The organism is Mycobacteriales bacterium (assembly GCA_040902655.1).
Taxonomy (GTDB): domain Bacteria; phylum Actinomycetota; class Actinomycetes; order Mycobacteriales; family SCTD01; genus SCTD01.
Genome location: JBBDWV010000050.1, coordinates 1 through 21,020 on the forward strand (window position 1 = coordinate 1; position 21,020 = coordinate 21,020).

Annotated in this window: 19 protein-coding genes; 8 read left to right on the forward strand and 11 right to left on the reverse strand. The window is 74.3% G+C overall.

Annotated elements, in window-relative coordinates; genetic code table 11:
- Positions 1 to 151 precede the first annotated feature (151 nt).
- Positions 152 to 1,204, forward strand: a complete 1,053-nt coding sequence (locus WD794_13695) for a phosphatase PAP2 family protein (GenBank protein MEX2291363.1) — start codon at positions 152 to 154, stop codon at positions 1,202 to 1,204.
- Here the strand turns inward: WD794_13695 and WD794_13700 are convergent.
- A complete protein-coding gene (locus WD794_13700; GenBank protein MEX2291364.1) occupies positions 1,167 to 3,227 on the reverse strand; it encodes a ribonuclease R family protein in 2,061 nt (686 codons plus the stop codon). The genes WD794_13695 and WD794_13700 overlap by 38 nt on opposite strands.
- A 141-nt stretch (positions 3,228 to 3,368) precedes the next feature.
- Between WD794_13700 and WD794_13705 the strand changes: the two genes are divergently transcribed.
- Positions 3,369 to 4,679, forward strand: a complete 1,311-nt coding sequence (locus WD794_13705) for an ArgE/DapE family deacylase (protein MEX2291365.1) — start codon at positions 3,369 to 3,371, stop codon at positions 4,677 to 4,679.
- A 1-nt stretch (position 4,680) separates the two neighbouring features.
- On the opposite strand, the gene WD794_13710 is transcribed toward WD794_13705, so the two are convergent.
- The 3 genes from WD794_13710 to fabG are packed head-to-tail and all read right to left on the reverse strand — an operon-like array spanning position 4,681 to position 6,802.
- The gene (locus WD794_13710; GenBank protein MEX2291366.1) at positions 4,681 to 5,382 is read right to left on the reverse strand and encodes a dihydrofolate reductase family protein; all 702 of its coding nucleotides are present in this window, start codon (positions 5,380 to 5,382) and stop codon (positions 4,681 to 4,683) included.
- Between the two features lie 60 nt (positions 5,383 to 5,442).
- Positions 5,443 to 6,069, reverse strand: coding sequence for a histone-like nucleoid-structuring protein Lsr2 (locus tag WD794_13715; GenBank protein MEX2291367.1), 627 nt, complete (start codon positions 6,067 to 6,069; stop codon positions 5,443 to 5,445).
- A 25-nt stretch (positions 6,070 to 6,094) separates the two neighbouring features.
- Positions 6,095 to 6,802: a 3-oxoacyl-ACP reductase FabG gene (gene fabG, locus WD794_13720; protein MEX2291368.1), complete on the reverse strand. Its 708-nt coding sequence runs from the start codon at positions 6,800 to 6,802 to the stop codon at positions 6,095 to 6,097.
- Between the two features lie 75 nt (positions 6,803 to 6,877).
- Here fabG and WD794_13725 point away from each other — a divergent pair, with 75 nt between their 5' ends.
- Positions 6,878 to 9,070, forward strand: coding sequence for a UvrD-helicase domain-containing protein (locus WD794_13725; protein ID MEX2291369.1), 2,193 nt, complete (start codon positions 6,878 to 6,880; stop codon positions 9,068 to 9,070).
- Between the two features lie 28 nt (positions 9,071 to 9,098).
- On the opposite strand, the gene WD794_13730 is transcribed toward WD794_13725, so the two are convergent.
- Genes WD794_13730 through WD794_13740 form a run of 3 tightly spaced genes read right to left on the reverse strand, consistent with a single transcriptional unit; the run spans position 9,099 to position 11,782 of the window.
- Positions 9,099 to 10,679, reverse strand: a complete 1,581-nt coding sequence (locus WD794_13730; GenBank protein ID MEX2291370.1) for a hypothetical protein — start codon at positions 10,677 to 10,679, stop codon at positions 9,099 to 9,101.
- Positions 10,676 to 11,218, reverse strand: coding sequence for a SigE family RNA polymerase sigma factor (locus WD794_13735; GenBank protein MEX2291371.1), 543 nt, complete (start codon positions 11,216 to 11,218; stop codon positions 10,676 to 10,678). The genes WD794_13730 and WD794_13735 overlap by 4 nt, the downstream gene beginning before the upstream one ends.
- An 18-nt stretch (positions 11,219 to 11,236) precedes the next feature.
- Entirely contained in the window at positions 11,237 to 11,782 is a 546-nt protein-coding gene (locus WD794_13740; GenBank protein ID MEX2291372.1) for a hypothetical protein, read from the reverse strand.
- 255 nt (positions 11,783 to 12,037) lie between these two features.
- Here WD794_13740 and WD794_13745 point away from each other — a divergent pair, with 255 nt between their 5' ends.
- Complete coding sequence (locus WD794_13745) at positions 12,038 to 13,240, forward strand: aromatic acid exporter family protein (protein MEX2291373.1); 1,203 nt, start codon at positions 12,038 to 12,040, stop codon at positions 13,238 to 13,240.
- Between the two features lie 235 nt (positions 13,241 to 13,475).
- Here WD794_13745 and WD794_13750 read toward each other — a convergent pair whose 3' ends face one another.
- Positions 13,476 to 13,910, reverse strand: coding sequence for a hypothetical protein (locus tag WD794_13750; protein ID MEX2291374.1), 435 nt, complete (start codon positions 13,908 to 13,910; stop codon positions 13,476 to 13,478).
- Positions 13,911 to 14,063: 153 nt separating this feature from the next.
- Entirely contained in the window at positions 14,064 to 14,267 is a 204-nt protein-coding gene (locus WD794_13755) for a cold-shock protein (protein MEX2291375.1), read from the reverse strand.
- Between the two features lie 353 nt (positions 14,268 to 14,620).
- Between WD794_13755 and WD794_13760 the strand changes: the two genes are divergently transcribed.
- Genes WD794_13760 through WD794_13770 form a run of 3 tightly spaced genes read left to right on the forward strand, consistent with a single transcriptional unit; the run spans position 14,621 to position 19,479 of the window.
- Entirely contained in the window at positions 14,621 to 17,500 is a 2,880-nt protein-coding gene (locus tag WD794_13760) for a DEAD/DEAH box helicase family protein (GenBank protein MEX2291376.1), read from the forward strand.
- 17 nt (positions 17,501 to 17,517) lie between these two features.
- Positions 17,518 to 18,423 (forward strand): EamA family transporter RarD, encoded by a 906-nt coding sequence (gene rarD, locus WD794_13765; GenBank protein MEX2291377.1) that lies wholly within the window; start codon positions 17,518 to 17,520, stop codon positions 18,421 to 18,423.
- A gap of 9 nt (positions 18,424 to 18,432) precedes the next feature.
- On the forward strand, positions 18,433 to 19,479 hold the full coding sequence (locus WD794_13770) for a UDP-N-acetylmuramate dehydrogenase (protein ID MEX2291378.1): 1,047 nt from the start codon (positions 18,433 to 18,435) through the stop codon (positions 19,477 to 19,479).
- Positions 19,480 to 19,488: 9 nt separating this feature from the next.
- On the opposite strand, the gene WD794_13775 is transcribed toward WD794_13770, so the two are convergent.
- The gene (locus WD794_13775) at positions 19,489 to 20,340 is read right to left on the reverse strand and encodes an ROK family protein (protein ID MEX2291379.1); all 852 of its coding nucleotides are present in this window, start codon (positions 20,338 to 20,340) and stop codon (positions 19,489 to 19,491) included.
- A 24-nt stretch (positions 20,341 to 20,364) separates the two neighbouring features.
- The gene (locus WD794_13780) at positions 20,365 to 20,592 is read right to left on the reverse strand and encodes a DUF3039 domain-containing protein (protein MEX2291380.1); all 228 of its coding nucleotides are present in this window, start codon (positions 20,590 to 20,592) and stop codon (positions 20,365 to 20,367) included.
- A 139-nt stretch (positions 20,593 to 20,731) separates the two neighbouring features.
- Here WD794_13780 and WD794_13785 point away from each other — a divergent pair, with 139 nt between their 5' ends.
- Positions 20,732 to 20,896 (forward strand): hypothetical protein, encoded by a 165-nt coding sequence (locus WD794_13785; protein ID MEX2291381.1) that lies wholly within the window; start codon positions 20,732 to 20,734, stop codon positions 20,894 to 20,896.
- The last annotated feature ends 124 nt before the right edge of the window (positions 20,897 to 21,020 follow it).

Here is a 21,020-nt window from a genome sequence, read left to right on the forward strand (position 1 = left end):
AAAACCCCAGGTCAGCGAGCTACAACCCGACCAAGATCACGTAACTTCGGGCTAGCGGCAGGGAAGCGGCAGGGGGAACGAGAAGCGGCTCACCCGGCGTTCAGCAGACGTGCACTCTGCCTCCTCACGCCGGGCCGGGTACCGTTCACCGGTGCCGTCCCTCGCGCCCAGAAGCCGCGTCTACGGCCTGGCCGTGGCGTTGGCGGTCGGCTCGTCGTTGCTGGCGATCACGGTCGCGTCGGTGCTGGACCTGCCGATCCGTGACCCGGACGGAATCGCCGGCCCGGCCTGGGTGCGGCTGCCGCTGATCGTCTTCGCGTTCTTCGTCGCCGACGTGCTGCCCCGCGCCCTGCTCCGCGCCGGCGGGCTGTTCGGCGTGCGCAGGGCGCTGAACGACGTCGTCAGGGAGCGCTGGGACCGCCGCCGCAGCCTGCTCGTCGCCATCGGACTGGGCAGCTTCTACGCCACGTACGTCTCCTACCGCAACCTCAAGGGCGCGCTGCCGTTCGCCCGCGACCGGCTGCACGACGCGGCCCTGCTCGACCTCGACCGGGCGATGCTCTTCGGCGCCGACCCGTCGACCGTCCTGCACACGCTGCTGGGGACCGGTTGGGCCGCCTACGTCCTGTCCGTGGTGTACCTGCTGTTCCTGGCCTTCGTACCGGTCTCACTCGGAGCCGCGCTGGTGTGGGCCCGCAACATCCGGGTGGGGGCGCTGTGGGTCACCGCACTGTGCCTGAACTGGCTCCTGGGGGCGGCCAGCTACTACCTCCTGCCCTCCCTCGGCCCGGTCTTCGTGCGGCCGGCGCTGTTCGCCGACCTGCCGGAGACGGGGGTCAGCGCCCTGCAGAGCAGCCTGCTGGAGGCCCGCCTGGAGGTGCTCACCGACCCGATCGGCGCCACCGCGATCCAGGGGGTCGCGGGCTTCGCGTCGCTGCACGTGTCGATCGTGTTCACCGGGGTGTTGGTGGCCCACCGCCTCGGGATGCACCGCGTGATCCGCTGGGCCATGTGGGTGTTCCTCGTGCTCACGACGCTGTCCACCGTCTACTTCGGCTGGCACTACCTCGTCGACGACATCGCCGGCCTGGGCATCGGCGCACTGTCGGTCTGGCTGGCTGCCAAGGTCACCGAACGCGCCCCGGCGCTCCCGCCGGCAGACGCCCTCACGCCTTCTTCGTGCGCGCCCGCGCTGGCGTCCTGACCCCGGGCCGTCGGGGCCGCTGCTCGCGCGCCGGGGTTCCCTCCAACGTCAGCTCGAGCTGCCCGGACTCCCAGTCCGCCGACGTGATCCGCACCGTCACGACGTCGCCGTAGCCGAGCCGGTGGCCGCCGGCATCGGCCAGTGCCAGTCCGTCCGCCGTCGGCGCCCAGCCGCGGCCGGGCAGCTCCCGGGTGTTGACCATGCCACTCACCCGCGAACGGTCCAGCGTGACGAACACGCCTTTGGCGCCGACCCCCGTGACGCGTGCGCGGTAGGTCGTCGCCGGGTCCGCGGCGGCCAGCTCGGCCAGCCAGAGCGACTTGCGCATCTGGTTCTCGGCCTGCGAGGCGGTGCGCGCGGCAGTGTTGATGTGCGCGCAGAGCTCGGACATCTCGGCCGAGGACGGGAAGCCCGCCGGTTCCCGCTCGCCGGCCAGGAACGCGTGCAGCACCCGGTGCACGGCCAGGTCGGCGTAGCGCCGGATCGGGCTGGTGAAATGCGAGTAGCCGACCGACGCCAGACCGAAGTGCGCTCCAGCGACGGGCGTGTAGGACGCACGGCCGAGGAAGCCGAGCAGCACGTCCCAGACTGCGCTCGCAGTGTCGTCCGCGGCCACGTCGAGCTGGGCGGACAGCGCCGCCAGGTCCAGCGGTGTCAGCGTGCTGCCGAAGCCGGGGTGGTACCCCGAGGCGGCGCAGAAGGCCTCGAGCGCGGGCGCGGCCTCCGCACCGGGTGCGGGATGCACGCGGAAGATGCCGGGCAGGCCGCGGTCGACCAGCCAGCCGGCCACGGACTCGTTGGCGGCGACCATCAGCCGCTCGATGAGCAGGTTGGCCGGATTGGACGGCTTCGCCGCGACCGTGGCGGCCTCGCCCTCGACCACCTCGACCGTGAGGTCGGGCTCCACCCGGCGGGCCTCGACGCCACCGCGTCGCAGCCGCTGCACGCCCAGTCGGGCGCCGGCGGTCCGCAGCCACCGCAGCGCGTCGAGCACCTCGTCGGCGACGCCCTCGGGCCGCTGCCCCGCGAGCGCGGCCGCGGCCTGTTCGTAGGACAGGCGGGTGTCGGACCGGATCCGCGAGGCGTAGACGTCGGCGGCGGTGACGGTGCCGTCGGTGGCGACCCGCATCTCCACGGTGAGCGCGTCCCGGTCGGCGTCCGGGATCAGGCTGAGCGCGTCCTCGCTCAGGCCGGGCGGCAGCATCGGGCGGGTCCAGCCGGGCAGGTAGACGCTGGTGGCGGCGCGGCGGGCCTCGCGGTCCAGGGCAGTGCCGGGGCGTACGTGGGCGGCGACGTCGGCGATGTGCACGCAGACCCGGATGCCGCCGTCGGCATCGGCCGCATAGACCGACAGGGCGTCGTCCAGGTCGCGCGAACTCGGGCTGTCGATGGTGAACGTCGTCAGGTCGCGTAGATCGCGCCGGCTCGGCCCGCCGCGGCGTGGCCTCGCGTCCGCGACCGCAGCGACCTCGGCCAGCGCGTCGGCCGGGTGTTTCAGCGGCAGCCGGTGCCGGATCCGGATGCGCTCGAGCAGGGCGTCGGCCGACGTCGGGTCCTCCCACTCGTCGGAGGGGTCGGCCGTCGAGGAGCCGGTGATGTCCGCGAGCACCGCCACACCGACCGGCAGGTCCTCCACCCGGCCCACGAGTGTCCAGCGGCCGGAGCCCAGGTGCGGGTCCAGGCGCAGGACCAGGCCCTCCTCGACCACGCCGTAGACCTCTGTGCGGACCCGCTCGCGCAGCGTCGCCGACGTCGCGGTGGCCCGGCCGTCCTCTTCCACGACGTAGGCGACGTCGACGCGGTCGTCGGCGAGCAGTCCCTTCGTCATGGGTGGCGGGACGAAGCAGGAGGTGACGGTCTGTCCCTCGGGTGTGGTCACGGGCGTGTCGAGGTCGACGAAGCCGAAGCCGCGGACATGGGGACGGAAGACACCGCCGGGGACAGCGGCCGGGGCAGCTGCGGGTGCCGGGCGGCGGGGGGCCGGGCGGCGGCGGGGGCGGGGGCGGGACATCGGCTCGGTCATCGCGGCTGACTCTATGGCGAGCGGCCCCGCGCCGGGCGGACGGCGCACCGCGAGGGTCCGGTGGGGCCGGTGCGCCGCCCGTCCGGGTCGGTTTCGGCCGTTCGGCCGCCGCTCCGGGCGAATCGGCTGCAGGCTTGGGCAGTGACCGCGACTTTCCCGCCGCCCCTGTCCGTCTCTCCGCGCGCCGACCTCCCCCGCGGCGTGGCGGACGCCTTGGCCGCCGTCGACGCCGGTGCGCTCGTGCAGCTCGTCCAGGAGCTCGTCGCGCTGCCGACGGTGACCGGCAGCGCCGCCGAGAGCGAGGGTCAGCACGCGCTCGAACGCCGGCTGCGCGCGGCGGGGATGGACACCGACCTGTGGTCGATCGATCTGGCCGCGACGCTCGCGGATCCGGACTTCCCGGGCCTGGAGGCGCCGCGTACGCAGGCCTGGGGGCTGGTCGGTTCGTGGGGTGGGACCGGCGATGGGCCGGTGGTCGTGCTGAACGGCCACCTCGACGTCGTTCCCGCCGGTGCGGCGGACCTGTGGACGGTCGGGCCCTGGGAAGGGACGGTCCGCGGTGGCCGCGTCTTCGGTCGCGGAGCATGCGACATGAAGGGCGGCCTGGCCTGTCAGGTCCTGGCCGTCCAGGCGCTGCGGCAGGCGGGTGTCCGGTTGCGTGGCAGGGTCCAGCTGCAGAGCGTCGTCGGGGAGGAGGACGGCGGGCTGGGTACCTTCGCCACGCTGCGCCGCGGTCACCGGGGCGACCTCGCCGTCATCTGCGAGCCGACGGCCGGCGGGCTGGTGACCGCGAGCGCCGGCGCGCTGACCTTCCGGCTGACCGTGCCCGGCCGGTCGGTGCACGCGAGCATGCGGCTGGAGGGCGTCGACGCGGTCGAGAAGTACCTGCTGGTCCATTCCGCGCTGCGCCGCCTCGAGGCCGCCCGTAACCGGGAGGCCCACCCGCTGATGGCCGGCTACCTGCTGCCCTACCCACTGTCGGTCGGCACCGTCCGGGCCGGCGACTGGCCGAGCAGCGTGCCGGACGTCCTGGTCGCCGAGGGACGGCTGGGGGTGGCCCTCGACGAGCCGGTCGAGCAGGCGCGGGTCGCGCTGGAGACCGCGGTCGCGCAGGTATGTGCCGAGGACCCGTGGCTGTCGGCGCACCCGGTCGGGGTCGAGTGGTTCGGCGGGCAGTTCGCGAGTTCGTCGGCCCCGCCCGGGTCGGCGGTCGAGCGGCTGGTCTCGGACGCGCACGCCCACCTGCAGGGGGAGCGGCCGGTCGTGCACGGCGTGCCCTACGGCTCCGACCAGCGGCTGCTGTCAGGCCTCGGCGGGATCCCGACGGTGCTCTACGGCCCAGGGGACATCCGGCAGGCGCACGGGCCGGACGAGTCCGTGCCGGTGGACGAGCTGGTCCGGGTGACGCAGGCGCTGGTGCTGGTCGTGGCCGGCGGCTGCGGGGTGGAGTAGCTCAGCCGAGCACCGCATAGCGGCCGAGCAGCACGCCGCCTCCGCCGTCCACCAGATGGGTGAGCTCGAGGTTCGTCAGCTGCGGCGCCGTCAGTAGGGTCGGGGCGCCGGCTCCGAGCAGCAGCGGCGTGTGGGTCAGGCAGAACTCGTCGACCAGACCGGCCCGGAGCAGGGCTGTGAGCAGCTGCGGGCCCCCCTCGCACAGCAGCCGGGTCAGGCCGCGGGCGCGCAGCTGGTCGAGCGCGTCCGGCAGGTCCACCTCGTCCTCGCCCGCGACGACGACGTCGGGGAAGCGGTCACGTCCTCGCGCAGCCGCGCAGGTGACGACGACCGTCGAGGGGTCGAAGCACCGGGCCGTCGGATCGAGGTCGAGTGAGCGGCTGACCAGCACCAGCGGGGGCTGCGGCGGCCGGCCGTTCCGCGCGCGCCACCCGCGCCCGGCCGGTCGCGGGCGGATCGGGCCGTAGTCCTCGCTGCGCGCCGTACCGGCCCCGACGAGCACCGCGTCGGCGACGGCGCGCAGCGTGTGGAAGGCGGCCTCGTCGGCGGGGCTCTGCAGAGCGCGGCTGGTGCCCCGGTGGGCGACGCCGCCGTCGACCGTGAGGACGAAGCCGGCCCGCAGCGACGGGGCGTCGCCGGGCGCGTACAGCTCGAGCAGGTCCTCGACGGCGAGCGGTCGCGGTTCGGGCAGCAGGAGGCGCACCCGGCAAGCATCCCGCGGCCCGGGGCCCGTGGCGCCGGGGGTACGGGACGCCGCTGGTGACTAGCGCGAACGACGGAAGAGCGAGCCCATGCCCTTGCTCTCGCCGGCGGCCGCCTCCAGGGCGGTGACGCGGGCGGTGAGGGCGTCCAGCTGCTCGCTGAGTGCGTCCAGCCGGCGGTCGTCGTGGGCCGCTGACGGCGCGGGCGTCGGCGCCGGACTCGGGCTCACCGGCGTCGGGATGGCCGCGGTGGTGGCCCCGGCCGGCTCGCCTCCTGCCTCGGCAGGAGTGACCATTCGGGCCGACGCGGGTCGACCCGACGTGGCCGGCACCTGCGCGGCCGGCACCTGCGCGGCCGGCACCGGAGCGCCCGGCTTCCTCGGGGCCGGGGCGCCGGGCTTCCTCGGGATCTCCGCGCCGGACTTCCGCGGAATGTCGGCGCCGGGCGTGCTCGGGATCTCGGCGCTGGACTTGCTCGGGATCTCGGCGCTGGGCTTGCTCGCCGGAGTCTTCGGCGCCGACCGGGGCGTCGCAGCCTTGCGCCCGCCCGTCCTCGCGCCCGCCCCGCCGGTGCGGTGTGCCGCGGCGTACGCCGACGTCACCTCGGCTGGCAGCCGCCCGCGCTCGGCGATCTCGAAGCCGTTGTCCCGCGCCCAGGCGCGCACTGCAGAGGTATTCGGTGTGGTCACGCCCGAGATTCTAGGGGCAGGGCGATCAGTGCCCCATGCCGAGGCCCCCGTCCACCGGCAGCACGGCACCCGTGACGTACGACGAGGCGTCGCCGGCCAGGAAGGCGACGACGCCGGCGATCTCCTCCGTGGAGGCGGTGCGGCCGAGCGGAACGGACCTCAGCACCTCCTCCCGGCGGGCGTCGGTGAGCTCGGCCGTCATGTCGGTGTCGACGTAACCGGGCGCCACGACGTTGGAGGTGATGCCGCGGCTGCCGAGCTCCCGGGCAATGCTGCGCGAGAAGCCCACCAGACCCGCCTTGCTGGCGGCGTAGTTGGACTGTCCGGGCGCCCCGGACAGCCCGACGACGGAGGAGATGTAGATCAGCCGCCCCCAGCGGGCCTTGAGCATCGCGCGGCTGGCCCGCTTGGTGACGCGGTAGGCCGCGGTCAGGTTGGTGTCCAGGACCCGGCTGAAGGACTCCTCCGTCATGCGCAGCAGCAGCTGGTCGTCGGTGATCCCGGCGTTGCTGACCAGCACCTCGACCGGGCCCTGCTGCTCCTCGACCTCGCCGAACGCCCGCTCGACGTCCGCGCCGGAGGTCACATCGCAGCGCACGCCGAGCAGCCCCTCAGGCGCCTGCCCGCGGTAGGTGACGGCCACCTTGTGGCCGGCCGCGGCGAGGGTGCGGGCGGTGGCCAGGCCGATGCCGCGGCTGCCACCGGTGACGAGGACGGAGCGTGAGGAGGTCATGGCTGGACGGTAACGGGTCGGGCACGACCTGGACCCGCGCCTGGTCTGGTGCAGGCGGACCGGCAGACTGTCGCGGTGACCGCTGACACCGTGCCGGCCGTGGGTGTCGCCGGGGGCGCTCTGCACAGCGAGATCGCCCGCGAGCAGGAGGTGCTCGACCGCGCCCTCGCGCGCCTCGACGTGCTGCGCGGCGAGGCCCTGCAGCGGGAGACCGAGAGCCTGCGTCCGGCCGGTGGCAGTCCGCAGGCGGTGTACGAGCGGGACGTCACCGCGCAGGCCGCCGCCAACCGGCGGGCCGATCTCGACTCCGCCGGCGAGGGGCTGGTCTTCGGCCGGCTGGACCGCGACGACGGCACGGTGCACCACATCGGCCGGACGGGCCTGCGTACCGACCGCCAGGAGCCGATCGTCGTCGACTGGCGGGCCCCGGCGGCGGCTGCGTTCTACCGGGCCACGGCGGCCGACCCGCAGGGCGTGGTGCGCCGCCGGACGATCAGCACCCGGCGTCAGCAGGTCGTCGGGGTCGACGACGAGCTGTTGGACGCCTCTGCCGAGAACGTCCTCGAGGGCACCGTCGTCATCGGCGACGGCGCCTTTCTGGCGGCCGTCAGCCGGGAGCGCACCGGGCAGATGCGCGACATCGTCGCCACCATCCAGCGTGAGCAGGACGAGGCGGTGCGCGCCCCGGACGACGGTGCGCTGGTCGTCACCGGCGGTCCCGGCACGGGTAAGACGGCGGTCGCGCTGCACCGCGTTGCCTACCTGATGTACGCCCGGCGCGAGTGGTACGCCCGCCGGGGCGTGCTGGTCGTGGGGCCGAGCCCGGTCTTCGTGGACTACATCGGTGCGGTGCTGCCGGCTCTGGGGGAGACCGGCGTCCGGCTGGCCTCCCTCGCCGACCTGCCGGAGCTGCCCCGCGGAACCGTCGTCGCCGGGCACGACGAGCCGGCCGCGGTGGCGGTCAAGGGCTCGGCACGGATGGCCGAGCTGCTCCGCAAGGTGGTGCGCCACCTCGGCGGAGCCCGCCACCTGCAGGACCTCGAGATCGCGCGGTGGGGCGTCACCGTGACCGTCCGAGGCGCCGAGATCGCCCGCCGCCGGGCGCACGTGCACCGGTCCAGCCGCAGCCACAACAGCGGGCGGCAGGCCTTCTCCGCCGCCGTCGTCGAGCTGGCCTGGCGGGCCTGGGAGCGCCGCCCGCAGGGCACCCGGATGGAGTCCGACGACCGGGAGGACTTCGCCGGCTGGATCATGCACGACCCGGTGTTCCGCCGGGCGCTGGACACCGCCTGGCCGGTGCTCCTGCCGTGGCCGGTCCTCACCCGGCTCCGCGCGGGCGAGCTGCCGCTGCGTGACCTCGCCCGCGGACTGCTGGACGACGACGAGGTCGCCGCGTTGAGCGCCGCATGGTCCGCCGACGCGCCGCTGACCGCCGCGGACGTCGCGCTCTACGACGAGCTGGCCGAGCTGCTCGGCGTCGCCCCGGCCGAGGTCGAGGAGGAGGACGACGGCTACGACGAGATGGCGGAACTCGACGCGCGCGCCCGCGAGAGCGGGGTCACCACACACGCCGACCGTACCGCCCGCGCCCGGCGCAACCTGGCCGAGGAACGCGACTACCGGACCTACGCCCACGTCGTCGTCGACGAGGCGCAGGACGTCACGCCGATGCAGTGGCGGATGCTCGGCCGACGCGCCCGCGGCGCCACCTGGACGGTCGTCGGCGACTGGGTGCAGTCCGCCTGGCCCGACGTGCAGGAGATCCGCCACGCGCTGTCGGCGGTGCTGGGCAGGAGCCGGCTGCGCTCGGTGGAGCTGACCACCAACTACCGCACCAGCACCGAGGTGGCGGCTCTGGCCGCGCGGCTGCTGGCCCGGATCGACCCGAGCCTGCAGGCACCGGTGGCCGTGCGCAGCACCGGCGTCCAGCCGCTGCACCTGGTCGGCGACGTGCTGTCGTCGCTGCCGGAGGCGGTCCGGACGCTGCTCACGCAGGTCGGCGGCACCGTCGGCGTCGTCGCGCCGCACCGGCTGGTGGACGCGGTGCGCGACGTGCTGCCGGCCGACCCGCGGCTGACCGTCGTGGATCCCTGGCAGGTCAAGGGACTCGAGTACGACGGCTGCGTCGTCGTGGACCCGCACGGCATCGTCGAGGAGAGCCGGCACCCCGTCGCCGGGCTGCGCAGCCTCTACGTCGCGATCACCCGCGCGACGCAGCGGCTGGTGGTCGTGGCATCGGAGCCGGTGGAGACGCTGCTCGACGGCTGAACCCGCTGCACGACGTGCCGGAGCGCTCTCATGCGGACAGGCGATCAGGCACGGCACGCCCCACCTCGAACCCGGCGGCGTCGAGCCCCACCAGCTCGGCGTTCTCGACGCCGGCCGGCAGGAGGCCCAGGACGTAGCGGCGCTGGTCGTAGCGACTGCCGCCGCCCCACGTCGCCCAGACCGCCACCTGCTCACCGCCGGCGAGGACCCGCACCGAGCGGACCCGCTCGCCGACGGCCGCGAGCAGCACGCGGCGGTCACCGCTGTCGGTGTCGAAGCCGCCCACCGGGGCGTCGTCGGCCGTCTGCTGTCGGCACTCCACCGTCCGGAGGTCGCCGCTGCGAGCAGACAGCAGCAGGCACCGCCGGCCGTCGGCGGCAGTGGCGCCGAGCAGCTGCGGGTCGTCACTGCCGTCGGTGCCGGCCAGCAGGTCCGCGCGCTGCGCGGGCACGGCAGGGTTGTCCGGCAGCTGCACGTAGCCGAGCTCCGGCGCGGGCTGCGGCCGCTGCTGGGTGCGGTCCAGGTCGTCGTCGATCGGCCACCCGTGGAGCAGCCGGGAGAGCGTCGAGGGCAGTGACACCGTCAGGCGGCGCGTGGTGCTTCCGTTGGTCGGCGACCGGTCGGTGCAACCCTGCGCCTTGATGTAGACCTGAACCGCAGGCCCCTCGTCGTAGTCGACGTCGAGCAGATCGACGTCGTCGTCGATCCGGGCGCAGTAGTCGTCGGAGATCTCCTCCGGAGGTATCCGGCCGGACCTTCCGGTCGGAAGGGCGTCGAGCCGGCGCTGGAGGTCGCGCACCTGCTCCCGGTCCAGTCTCCGGGACGCCTCCAGGCGCAGGCCGCCGTAACGGCACAGGCTGGCCGTCATCGGTGTGCCCGGAACCAGTGAGCTCCCGGCGCCCTCCCGCGCGGCCGGCTGGGTGGGCTGCGCGTGCGGGATGCGCGAGCGGCAGCCGGCGGCATCGACCGCCACGACGCGGACGTCGTCCAGCAGCGCGTCGGCCCGCGCCGGCTCCGGAGACCGTACGGACACGACGACGTCCTCGCTCGGGAGGACCAGCACCCGCTGCACCCCCGGCTCGTCGTCCAGCGGCCGGCTCCCGCGCAGCGCGCGGACCCCGGACACCTCGACCGGGTCGGTTGCCACCGCAGCGACCTGCGCGGCACGCGTCCGCTGGTCAGGGCTCAGTGCGTGGAACTCGACGACCGTCAGGCCCGGAACCGCCGGTGGCAGGCAGCTGTTCACGATGCCCGGCCGCAGGACCGTGTCGCTCTGTGCGGTGCCGCAGCGCTGGTCGCCGATCTTCCAGTCCACCGGCACCAGCACCTCGACGCCGTGCCAGCTCACGGCCTGCTTGCCCGGGGGAACGGGGGGGTCTGCGGGCTGCGGCGTCGGTTGCACGCCGGTGAGCAGCGGCACCACGAGAACCACGGCTGCGGTGGCGGCGGCAGCGGCAGCCATCGCGCCTGCGGCCCGCCACCTTGCGGTGCGAGCGCGACCTTGCCGCCTGCTCTCGACCCCGCGCAGCAGCAGCACCGGATCGGGGCGCAGCTCGTCGACGGCAGAGCGCACCGAGCGGTCGACTGCCGTCCCGAGGTCGTGGGTCATGAGCGTGCTCCGTCCTGGTCAGGAGAGCCGGCGTGCCTGGTACCGCTGTCGGACAGGTACGCGAGATCGGGATGCGCCCGCAGGGCGGCGGCGCCGCGGGCGGCGAGGCTTCGTACGGTCGAGTCCCGGCAGCCGAGCAGAGCTGCGATCTCACGATCAGGCAGCGCCTCGTAATGGCGCAGGACGAGCACGGCACGCTGGCGCGCCGGCAGTCCTGCGAGCAGTCGCCACAGCGGGTCGCGGTCGACGATCTCGTCCGCGGCGTGGCCACCGGAGTGGTCCGGGATGTCCGACGGACGTTCGCCGTGGGATCGCCTGCGCCGCCAACTGATCAGCTCGCGGGCGATGGCCGTGCGTAGGTAGGGCTCGGGGCTGGGCTGGAGCCGCCCCCACCGCGAGGAGGTGCGAGCCAGAACCTCCTGCACCAGGTCCTCGGCAAGGTGCGCGTCGCCGCACAGGGCATACGCGAACCGCACGAGCGCGGGACCGCGTGCGAGCACGAAGTCCTCGAAGGGCACCTCCACACCGGTACTACGCATCGAGCTGCCCTCGCCGTCTCACGAGGAGCAGCTGAAATCGTGGGCTGGCACGCGTTGTTGCTCAGGCGGACCGACACCTCTATGGGGCGTCAGGACGGCGAGGTCCAGAAGGTAGGTCTCGGCAGTGAGCGACCGCGGCCTGCTGGCAGTGCTGCCACCCCCGAAGACGACCAGCTGCCGGCTGACCCACGTGCCGACGACGCCGTCCGACGGCGCACCGGGTGCCGGCTCGAGCACGTGCCACCGGCGACGGGGCACCTCGAGGACCAGGCCCTCGCCGGCTGTGATCAGGTCTGCGGACGACGCCTGAACCCGGAGCCCGTCCGGCGGCACCCCGGGCGAGGGCGGCAGCGACTCCAGCACGAGACCGTTGCCTTTCCCGACCACCGCGCGGTCGAAGGCCGGCGCGAGGGGGTCGCGGGGCAGCGCCCGCCAGGTGTCGGTCGAGGGTCGGTAGGCGGCGCCGTCCCGTTGCGGCTCGGGTGCGTCGACGCAGTTCGCGCCGGGAGGGCACAGCGGGCTGCTGTCCCCGCCGAGGAGGAGGACCTCCTCGCCGACCGTCACGGCGCGGGCGCTGTGCCGCGGCGACAGCGGAGAGGTCGCGGCGGAGGACCACCCTGGCTCAGCCGGAGTCGCGGAGGACGCCGCGGTATCTGCAGTCGGGCTGCCGCAGGCGGTGAGGAGCAGAGTCAGTCCCACGGGGGCGATGCCGGGCAGCCACGTCCACATGGACATCAGACGCCGTGACCGGCCGACGGGTTCCCTGGTGGCGCAGTCGTCCGGAGAAGTGATCCCGGCCACACCGGCAGGCCCGCGGGTGTGCGTCGCCCGGGTGCCCGGGAAGGGTGTGTCGTCAGGACCGACGAGGAGGTACCGATCACCAGCGACGTCGCGCTGCGCCAGGCACAGCGGTTGGCGCGGCACGCCCGCACTCAGCTGGCGGTGAAGTCAGCCCTTGCCGCGGTCCTGGCGTGGGTGGTGGCGGAGATCGTCGCGCGGGCACCCACCGGCGTCCAGCTGGAGAGCTACCTGTACTACGCACCGCTCGGCGCTGTGGTGGCGACGCACCCGACGGTGGCAGCGTCGCTGCGGACCGCGCGAGCCGCCTTCCTCGCGCTGGCGGTGGGCGCGGGCCTCGGGGTGACCGTGCACTCGCTGATTGCGCCGGGTCCCATCTCGTTGGCCCTGGTCGTCGGCGTCGGAGTGGCGCTCGGTGCCCTGCCCGGGGTCGGGGAACAGCGCAGCTGGGTGCCGATCGTCGCGCTGTTCGTGCTCGTCGTCGGCGACACCCAGGCCGCCAGTTACGCGATCGCGTACGTCGCTCTGACCGGGCTGGGTGCGCTGTGTGGGGTCGCGCTGAACCTGTTGTTGCCGGCCCTGCGCCTCGATGAGGGCGAGGAGGCGCTGAGCCGGCTGCGTGACCGGGTGGTCGACCAGCTGAAGGATCTGGCCGACGGCCTCCGGGTGGGTCCGGCGCCGGCTCGACAGGACCACTGGCGCGTGCACCCGCTGGGTCCTGAGGCCAGCCGCACCCGTGAGGCGACGCAGGAGGTGCTCGACGCACGCCGCGGCAATCTGCGGGCCCGGCACCACTCAGCTGCGGTCCAGCGGCAACGCCGCGTCGGGCGGGCGCTCGACCGCGTCGCCCTCCTCGCGGAGGACCTGCCAGAGATGCTTGCGCAGACCCACAGCGGCGACCTCGAGCGGAAGCCGTTGGACCCGGAGCTGGCGGCGGTGACGGCGGATGCGCTCGACCAGCTGGCGGAGCTCGTCCGCGCCTACGACACCGATCTCGAGCCCGACGACCGTCGGGTCCAGGACGCCGAGGAGGCGGTGCGGCGGCTCACGGAGGAGTTCGGGCAACGACGGCAGCTCGACGACGCGGAGGTCGCGGTGCTCGGCGCTGTCGTGGCGAATCTGCGGCGCTCCCTCGCCGCGGTCGCCCCCGAACGCCCGGACCGGCGCCCGTCGATGCTGCTTGCCGGCGACTCTGCGCAGCAGCAGGACCGGGTCCGGCCGTAGGTCCTCGACAGCGGAGCGCAGGGAGCGGCCCCTCTCGTTGCATGGACCCGGCCGCGTGCAGGGACCGAAACTGCCGCGGGGCATGTGTCCGGTCGGAACTGTGTGCAGGAGAGGTCAACAATCCCAGAAAGTTGACCTCTCCTGCAACCAGCGCAGCAGGACAGGTGTCGCCGGGCGGCCGCTGTCGGCCCAGTCCGCGCCGAGTCAGCAGGCTGGGGGCCGGCGTTCGGCCCTACTAGTCGCAGCCGCAGACGCCGGAGGCGGCGCGCAGCTGGAAGCAGTCGGGGCAGGTGTTGGACTTCAGCACGGCCTTCTCCGCCTCGGCCTCACGCGCCAGCGTGGCGGCGCGGGTCGCGGCGGCCTTCCTCGTCCGGGCCTTGGCCTTGGCCTCGACGGCGTCCCGCTCGGCGGTGACGAGGGCATTGGCCGCGATGGTGTCGGCGTTCTCGTGCTCGAACACCCGCTGGCGGACGGTGTCGGGGAGGAAGTCCATCGTCTGCCGGCACAGCAGTACCGCGACGTCGAGCGGGCACTCGGCGGCGACCTGCTCCACCACGTCTCCGTGCACCAGCTCGGGGTCTACGGCGACCAGGGCCTCGACGCGCTGCGCCGCCTCGTCGACGGCGGCCTGCAGCTCGGGGGCGGGCCCCAGCTCGGCGGTCTCTTCCACGGCTGAAGCTCGCTTCCATGAGGGATACCGACGCGGGCTCGTCGTCGGGCGCTGCTACCAGTCTGCCCCAGGTCTGCAGGAAGGTGGCCACCACCGGACCGGACGCACGAAGGCCCGGCCCCACAGGGGACCGGGCCGACGGGTGAGCGGGAACTACTGCGGAACGACGTTCTCCGCCTGCGGGCCCTTGGGGCCCTGCGTGATGTCGAACTCGACGCGCTGGTTCTCGTCGAGGGACTTGTAGCCGTCCGTGGCGATCGCGGAGAAGTGCACGAAGACGTCGGCGCCGCCGCCGTCCTGAGCGATGAAGCCGAAGCCCTTCTCGGCGTTGAACCACTTCACAGAACCCTGAGCCATGTTGCTGTCTCCTTCAAAGACCATGGGGCCGCGCACTGTGCGCGATCCCGGAGTTGAGCTGTCGGAGACGCGTAAAACGCCCGCGACCTACACGTCCGCGGGCGTTGATGAACACGAGCGAAGAGGTGCAACTGCAACCGGGCCACAGTCTACACAGGTCGGCGCCGTGGGCTGCGTGGTCCTGCGCGCGCTCGCCGGGCTGCTGTGGCGCAGAGTGCCGGCGCCAAGCTTCTCGCCGGGCCGCCGCCGCCCTTGATCAACGCCGGGCTTGCGCCTGTCTGTGAGGGCGAAAGATGAGGAATTCCGGCGTTGATCACTCCCGCTGAGTCCCGTCCTGGCAGGATGCCCAGGTGATGCACGACGCCTGGGACCGCTGCGCCTTCCCGGGCACCTTGCGGCGCTACCAGGCGCAGGCCCTCGACGTAGCCGAGCAGCTGCGTGCCGCCGGGCGCTCCAGCGCCTGCCTCGTGCTGCCGCCGGGCGCGGGCAAGACCGTGCTGGGTCTCGAGGCGGCCCGCCGGATCGGCCGCCGCACGATGGTCCTCACGCCCAACACGGCCGTGCAGGCCCAGTGGCTGGCGCAGTGGAAGGCCTTCGGCGGCGACGGTCCGCACCCCTGCCCGGGCAGCGCCGAGCCGGCCCTGACAGCTCCGCTGAGCGTGCTCACCTACCAGTCCCTCACTGCCTGGGACCGTACCGCCGACGACGAGGATGTCGAGGACGACTCCTCCGCCTCGCTGGCCGAGACCCGCCGCGCCGCGCTGCACGGCGAGGAGGGCAGTGACCTGCTCGACCTGCTCCACCCGCGCGGTCGCGACCTGGTACGACGGGCAGCCACGAGCGGGCCGTGGACGCTGGTGCTGGACGAGGGCCACCACCTGCTGGAGACGTGGGGGGACCTGTGCCGCGCCCTCGTGCGCGCCCTGGGGGAGGACACCTGGGTGCTCGGTCTGACCGCCACCCCGCACACCTCGATGACCGCCCGGCAGGGCGAGCTGCACGACGACCTGTTCGGCGACAGAGACTTCGTGGTGCCGGCGCCGGCGGCGGTGAAGGAGGGCGAGCTGGCGCCCTACCAGGAGCTGGTCTACCTCACCGCACCGACCGCCGAGGAGGAGGCCCGCGTCGTCGGAGAACGTCAGCGCTTCGCCGACCTACGACTCGAGCTGCTGTCGCTGCGCACCGGCAGCCTGCCGTTCCTGGACTGGCTCTGGCGGCGGCTGCACGACCGCCGGCTGCAGCGCGACGCGCCGCGGCTGACGTGGTCGGAGCTGGCGGAGGTCGAGCCGGAACTGGCCCGGGCAGGCCTGCGCCTGGTGCAGTCCGGGGTGCTGGAGCTGCCGGTCGGCGCGCGGCTGCGGGAGGAGCACCGGGTGGCGGCCGACGCCCGGGACTGGGCGGTGCTGCTCGGGGCCTATGCCCGCGAGCACCTGTCCCGGACGTCCTCCCCGGAGGACGCCCGCCTGCTCGAGTCGATCCGGGCCGTGCTGCCCAGCCTCGGCTTCGTCCTCACCGGGCGCGGACTGCGCACCTCGACGTCGCTGGTGGACCGCATCTGTGCGCTGTCGGCCGCCAAGGCTGCCGCTGCGCTCCATATCCTGGACGCCGAGTTCCAGGCGCTGGGCGAGGACCTGCACGCGGTCGTGCTGTGCGACGTCGAGCAGCGCCCCGCCCAGGCGCCGGCGAGCCCGCAGGAGGCCCCTCGCGAGCGGCCGGCCGGCTCCGCCCGGCTGTCCTTCCTGGCGCTGGCGAACAGCGAGCTCGGACCGGCGTTGCGTCCGGTGCTGGTGACCGGGCGGACCGTCGCGATGCGGCGTGCGGACCTGGCCGGCTTCCGGGCGTTCGCGCCGGCGGCGCTGGCCGACCGACTGCTGGCCGACCCGCTCGACGGGAACCGCTCCCTCGTCACGCTGAGCGCCGGGGTCGGTTGGAGCGCGCGGGTCTGGACGGCGCTGATGACCCGATGGCTCGAGGCCGGCGGCACGCACGTCCTGGTCGGCACCCGCGGCCTGCTCGGGGAGGGGTGGGACTGCCCGGCGCTCGACGTCGTGGTGGACCTGACCACCGCCGCCACGCCGACCGCGGTGACCCAGCTGCGTGGCCGGTCGCTGCGCCTGGACCCGCAGCGGCCGGACAAGGTCGCCGACAACTGGACCGTGGTCTGCGTCAGCGACGAGCACCCGCGCGGCGACGCCGACTACCTGCGGGCCGTCCGCAAGCACGAGCACCACTTCGCTCCCGGCCGCGACGGCGTCGTCGAATCCGGCATCGGGCACTGCGACGACGCCCTCGGGCCCTACGCCCCGCCGGACCCGCAGACCCGCGTCGCCGTCAACGACCGCGCGCTGGTGCGGACCGCGAATCGGGATGCGGTACGCGTCGCCTGGGCGGTCGGGGCCGGCTACCGCGGCATCGAGGTCGCGACGCTGCGGGTCCGCGCCCAGCGGTCGCTCGGGCTGCCGGGCGGTGTCGTGCCGGCCCCGCTGCTGGTCGTTCGGCAGACCCTCGGTGCGCCCGCTCCCGCACCGCTGCCGGACCCGCACCGCCCGACCCGGCTGTGGCCGCTGCCGACCGCGACCGCCGTGCCGGCAGGTGTCTCGGTCGGTCTGGCCGAGGGCCCGGCGACCGGCATGACCGCTGCAGCCGGCACCGGCGCCCTGGTGACGGCCGCTGTCGGTGGCCGTCGCTACGCCCGGCAGCTGCGTGCCCTGCAGCCGGTAGCCGACGGCGGACAGACCGCGACCCTGCGTCAGTTGGCGCACGCCGTCGGCGATGCCCTGCACGCCATCGGGGCGACCTCGGTGGGTGCCGCGGCGGTGCGCGTGACCGGTGGGCCCGGCGGTGATGTGGCGTGCGAGCTCGACGCACCGACAGCGGACTCGCTGCTGTTCGCGACCTGCCTGGAGGAGCTGCTGGCGCCGCTCGCCGACCCCCGCTGGCTGGTCTCCCGGCTGGTGCTGCCGGTGCCCGCCGCGGCCGCCGACCGGCACCGGCTGGCCCGGGCACGCGCGCTTGGCCGCCCGGTCGAGGCGGCCGTGGCGTGGCACGCCGTGCCGACGGCGTTCGGCCGTTCCAGAAAGGGAATTGCGGCTTTCGAGGCCGCCTGGTGGGCCCATGTCGGTGCCGGCCGGCTGGTGCTCGCCAAGGACGCGGAGGGGTTCGCGCTGCTGGACCTGCTGCGGGGCGAAGATCCGTTCACGCTGACCAGCCGGTTGCGTACCGTCTGGCGGTAGCCGATTAGCGTGACCGGGTGACAGCGACCCGCCGCGGTGCCCTCTCTGCGGGGGCCGCCTACCTGATCTGGGGACTGTTCCCGCTCTACTGGCCGCTGCTGGCCCCCTCGGGCTCCCTCGAGATCCTCGCCCACCGCATCCTGTGGTCGCTGGTGGTCGTGGTCGCCCTGCTCGCCGTCACGCGCCGGCTCGACGCGCTGCGGGCCGCTGCCGCCGACCGCCGCCGGCTGCGGCTGCTCGCGCTGGCGGCCGTGCTCATCGGGGTCAACTGGGGGACCTACATCTACGGGGTCACGTCCGACCAGGTCGTGGAGGCCTCGCTCGGCTACTTCGTCACCCCGATCGTCACGGTGCTGCTGGGTGTCGTGGTGCTCGGCGAGCGGCTCCGTGCCACCCAGTGGGCGGCGCTCGGGGTGGCCCTGCTCGCGGTCGTGGTGCTCACGGTCGAGAACGGCGGTCCGCCCTGGATCGCCCTGGTGCTGGCGTTCTCGTTCGGGGGCTACGGCCTGCTGAAGAAGCTGTCGGGCGTCGGAGCCGTCGCGGCACTCGCCGTCGAGACCGCCGTGCTGCTACCGGTCGCCGCGGCCTACGTGGGGTTGCTGGGGGCCACCGGTGCCGGCACCTTCGCCAGCCAGGGCATCGGGCACGCCGTCCTGCTCGCCTTCGCCGGCGTCGTCACCGCGGTGCCGCTGCTGCTGTTCGGTGCGGCCGCCTCCCGGGTGTCGCTCACGACGCTCGGGGTGCTGCAGTACCTCACCCCGACGATGCAGTTCCTGCTCGGGGTCACCCTGTTCGCTGAGCCGCTACCGGCGCTGCGGCTGCTCGGCTTCGTCCTCGTCTGGTCCGGCCTGGCGCTGTTCACCACCGACCTGGTGCGGCACCACCGCCGCACGCTGCGGCTGGCCGTGAACACCCCTGCATAGGCTGCGCCGGTGCTCGACCGCGCTGACGTCCCGCTCGCCCCGCTGACGACCCTGCGTCTGGGCGGGCCCGCCCGCCGTCTGGTCACGGCGTACGACGAGGAGTCACTGGTCGGCGTCGTCCACGCCGCCGACGACGCGGGCGAGCCGCTGCTCGTGCTCGGCGGGGGCAGCAACCTCGTGCTGCCGGACGCCGGTTTCGCCGGCACAGTCGTCCGGGTGGCGGTGCACGGGCTGTCGGCCACGCAGCAGGACGCCCGCGTTCTCCTGACGGCGGGCGCCGGCGAGGAGTGGGAGTCCCTCGTCGGGCTGTGTGTCGCCGACCGGCTGGCCGGCATCGAGGCGCTGTCGGGCATTCCCGGCCTGGTCGGTGCCGGCCCGGTGCAGAACATCGGGGCCTACGGCCAGGACGTCTCCCAGACGATCACCGCGGTGCGGGCCTACGACCGGTCCGCCCGCACGGTCGTCACGCTGACCGCCCCGGAGTGCGAATTCTCCTACCGCAGCAGCGTTTTCAAGCGCGCCCCCGGCCGCTGGGTGGTGCTGTCGGTGACCTTCGGGCTCACCTCCAGCGAGCTGTCGGGACCGGTGGGCTACGCCGAGCTGGCGCGCCGGCTCGGTGTCCCGCTCGGTGCGACGGCGCCGCTGGGCGAGGTGCGCGAGGCGGTGCTGGCGCTGCGCCGCGGCAAGGGCATGGTGCTGGACGCCGCCGACCCCGACACCCGCAGCGCCGGCTCCTTCTTCACCAACCCGCTGCTCACCCCCACGCAGCTGGAGCACCTGCTCGCCCGCGTGCCGGAGACCCCGCCGAGCTGGTCGGAGCCGGACGGCCGCACGAAGGTCTCGGCCGCCTGGCTGATCGAGCGCTCCGGCTTCGGTCGGGGAGCCTTCGACGGCGCTGCGGGCATCTCCGGCAAGCACCCCCTTGCGCTGGTCAACCGCGGGGGGGCGACCACCGCCGACCTGCTGCGGGTCGCGCGGGCGGTCCGTGACGGGGTGCGGGAGCGCTTCGGCGTCGAGCTCGTGCCCGAGCCCGTTCTCGTGGGCGAGCCGCTGTAGCGGCTACCGCTACCGGACGCCGACGTCGTGGCCGAGCAGCCGCCAGGCCAGGCCGCCGGCGCCCACCAGCGGCCCTTCCCGGCCGAGGCCGACCGGCGCGATCGTGCAGCCGGTCGTGTAGCCCAGCCGCGAGGTCTCGCGCAGCGCGGCGTCGGCCGCCGCGAGGAACGGCGCGCCGAAGCCGAGCGCCACCGAGCCGCCGACCAGGACCACCGACAGGTCCAGCAGGTTCACCACGGAGGCCAGCCCGACGCCGAGTAGCCGTCCGGCCCGCGCCACCTCGGCCGGACCGGCGCCCGCGGCCGGTCCGCCCAGCCGGCGCCCGATCGCCGTACCGCTGATCTCGGCCTCCAGGCAGCCGGAGCCGCCGCAGCCGCACGGCGCCCCGCCGGGCACGACCACGACGTGCCCGACGTGACCCGCATTGCCGGACGCCCCGTCGAGCAGCCGGCCGTCGACAACCAGACCGCCGCCGACACCGGTCGAGACGACCATGGCGAGGAAGTCGCGGCTGGCCGCGCCGGCCCCCTTCCAGCCCTCCCCGACCGCGAGCGCCTTCGCGTCGCCGTCCACCACCACGGGCACGTCGTAGGTTCCGGACAGCCGCGAGAGCAGGGGGAAGCCGCGCCAGCCCGGGATGTTCAGGGGCGACACACTCGCGCCGCCGAGGGTCATCGGTCCCGCCGAACCGACGCCGAGCGCCCGCACGTCGCCGGGCTGCACGGCCGCCACCGCCGAGGTCAGTGCCGCGAAGACCTCCTCCGGGTCGGTCCCGCGGGGGGTGGCGACCTGTGCCGACCGCAGCAGCGCGCCGGAGGCATCGACCACGCCGGCAGCGATCTTCGTGCCGCCGACGTCCACGGCCAGGACGGTCTCGACGGCGACCTACTGCATCGCCTCGAGCATGCCCATCATCTCCTTGCAGGTCGGGCACACCGGGTACTTCTCCGGGTCCCGGCCGGGCAGCCACTTCTTGCCGCACAGCGCCGTCACCGGTACGCCGTCGACGGCGCTGCGCAGGATGTCCTCCTTGCGCACGAAGTGGCTGAACCGGTTGTCCTCGCCGTTGTCGAGCCGGGGATCGCCGACGGGCCGGGTATCGAGCTCGGTCATGCTGCCAGGGTAGGACGGCAGCGCCGCCGCGGCCACCAGCGGTCCCGGAGGTGAGCGCGAGCAGGCGTAGAGGTGACAAGTGCGTGACGGGAGGGTCGGACAGGCATCGTCGGCCCGCTGGATGGGGTAGACGTCGTCCATGGCACAGACGAGGCGCCGCCTGACCGAGGCCGAGCGCCGCAGGCGGCTCGCGGTCCTCGACATGTTGCGCGAAGCCTCCGAGCTGCGGGCCCGCCTGCGCCCGCGCGCCCAGCAGCTGGCTCGTGCCCGCGCGCTGCTGCACGCCCGCACCACCCGCGGCTAGTCCGCACCACCCGCGGCTAGTCCGCACCACCCGCGGCTCGTGTCAGGGGCTGGTCTCCCCGGGCGGCCAGTATTTCCTGGGCGCTGACGGCTGAGCCCGCTCCGGGCGGGTAGGTCAAGGCCGC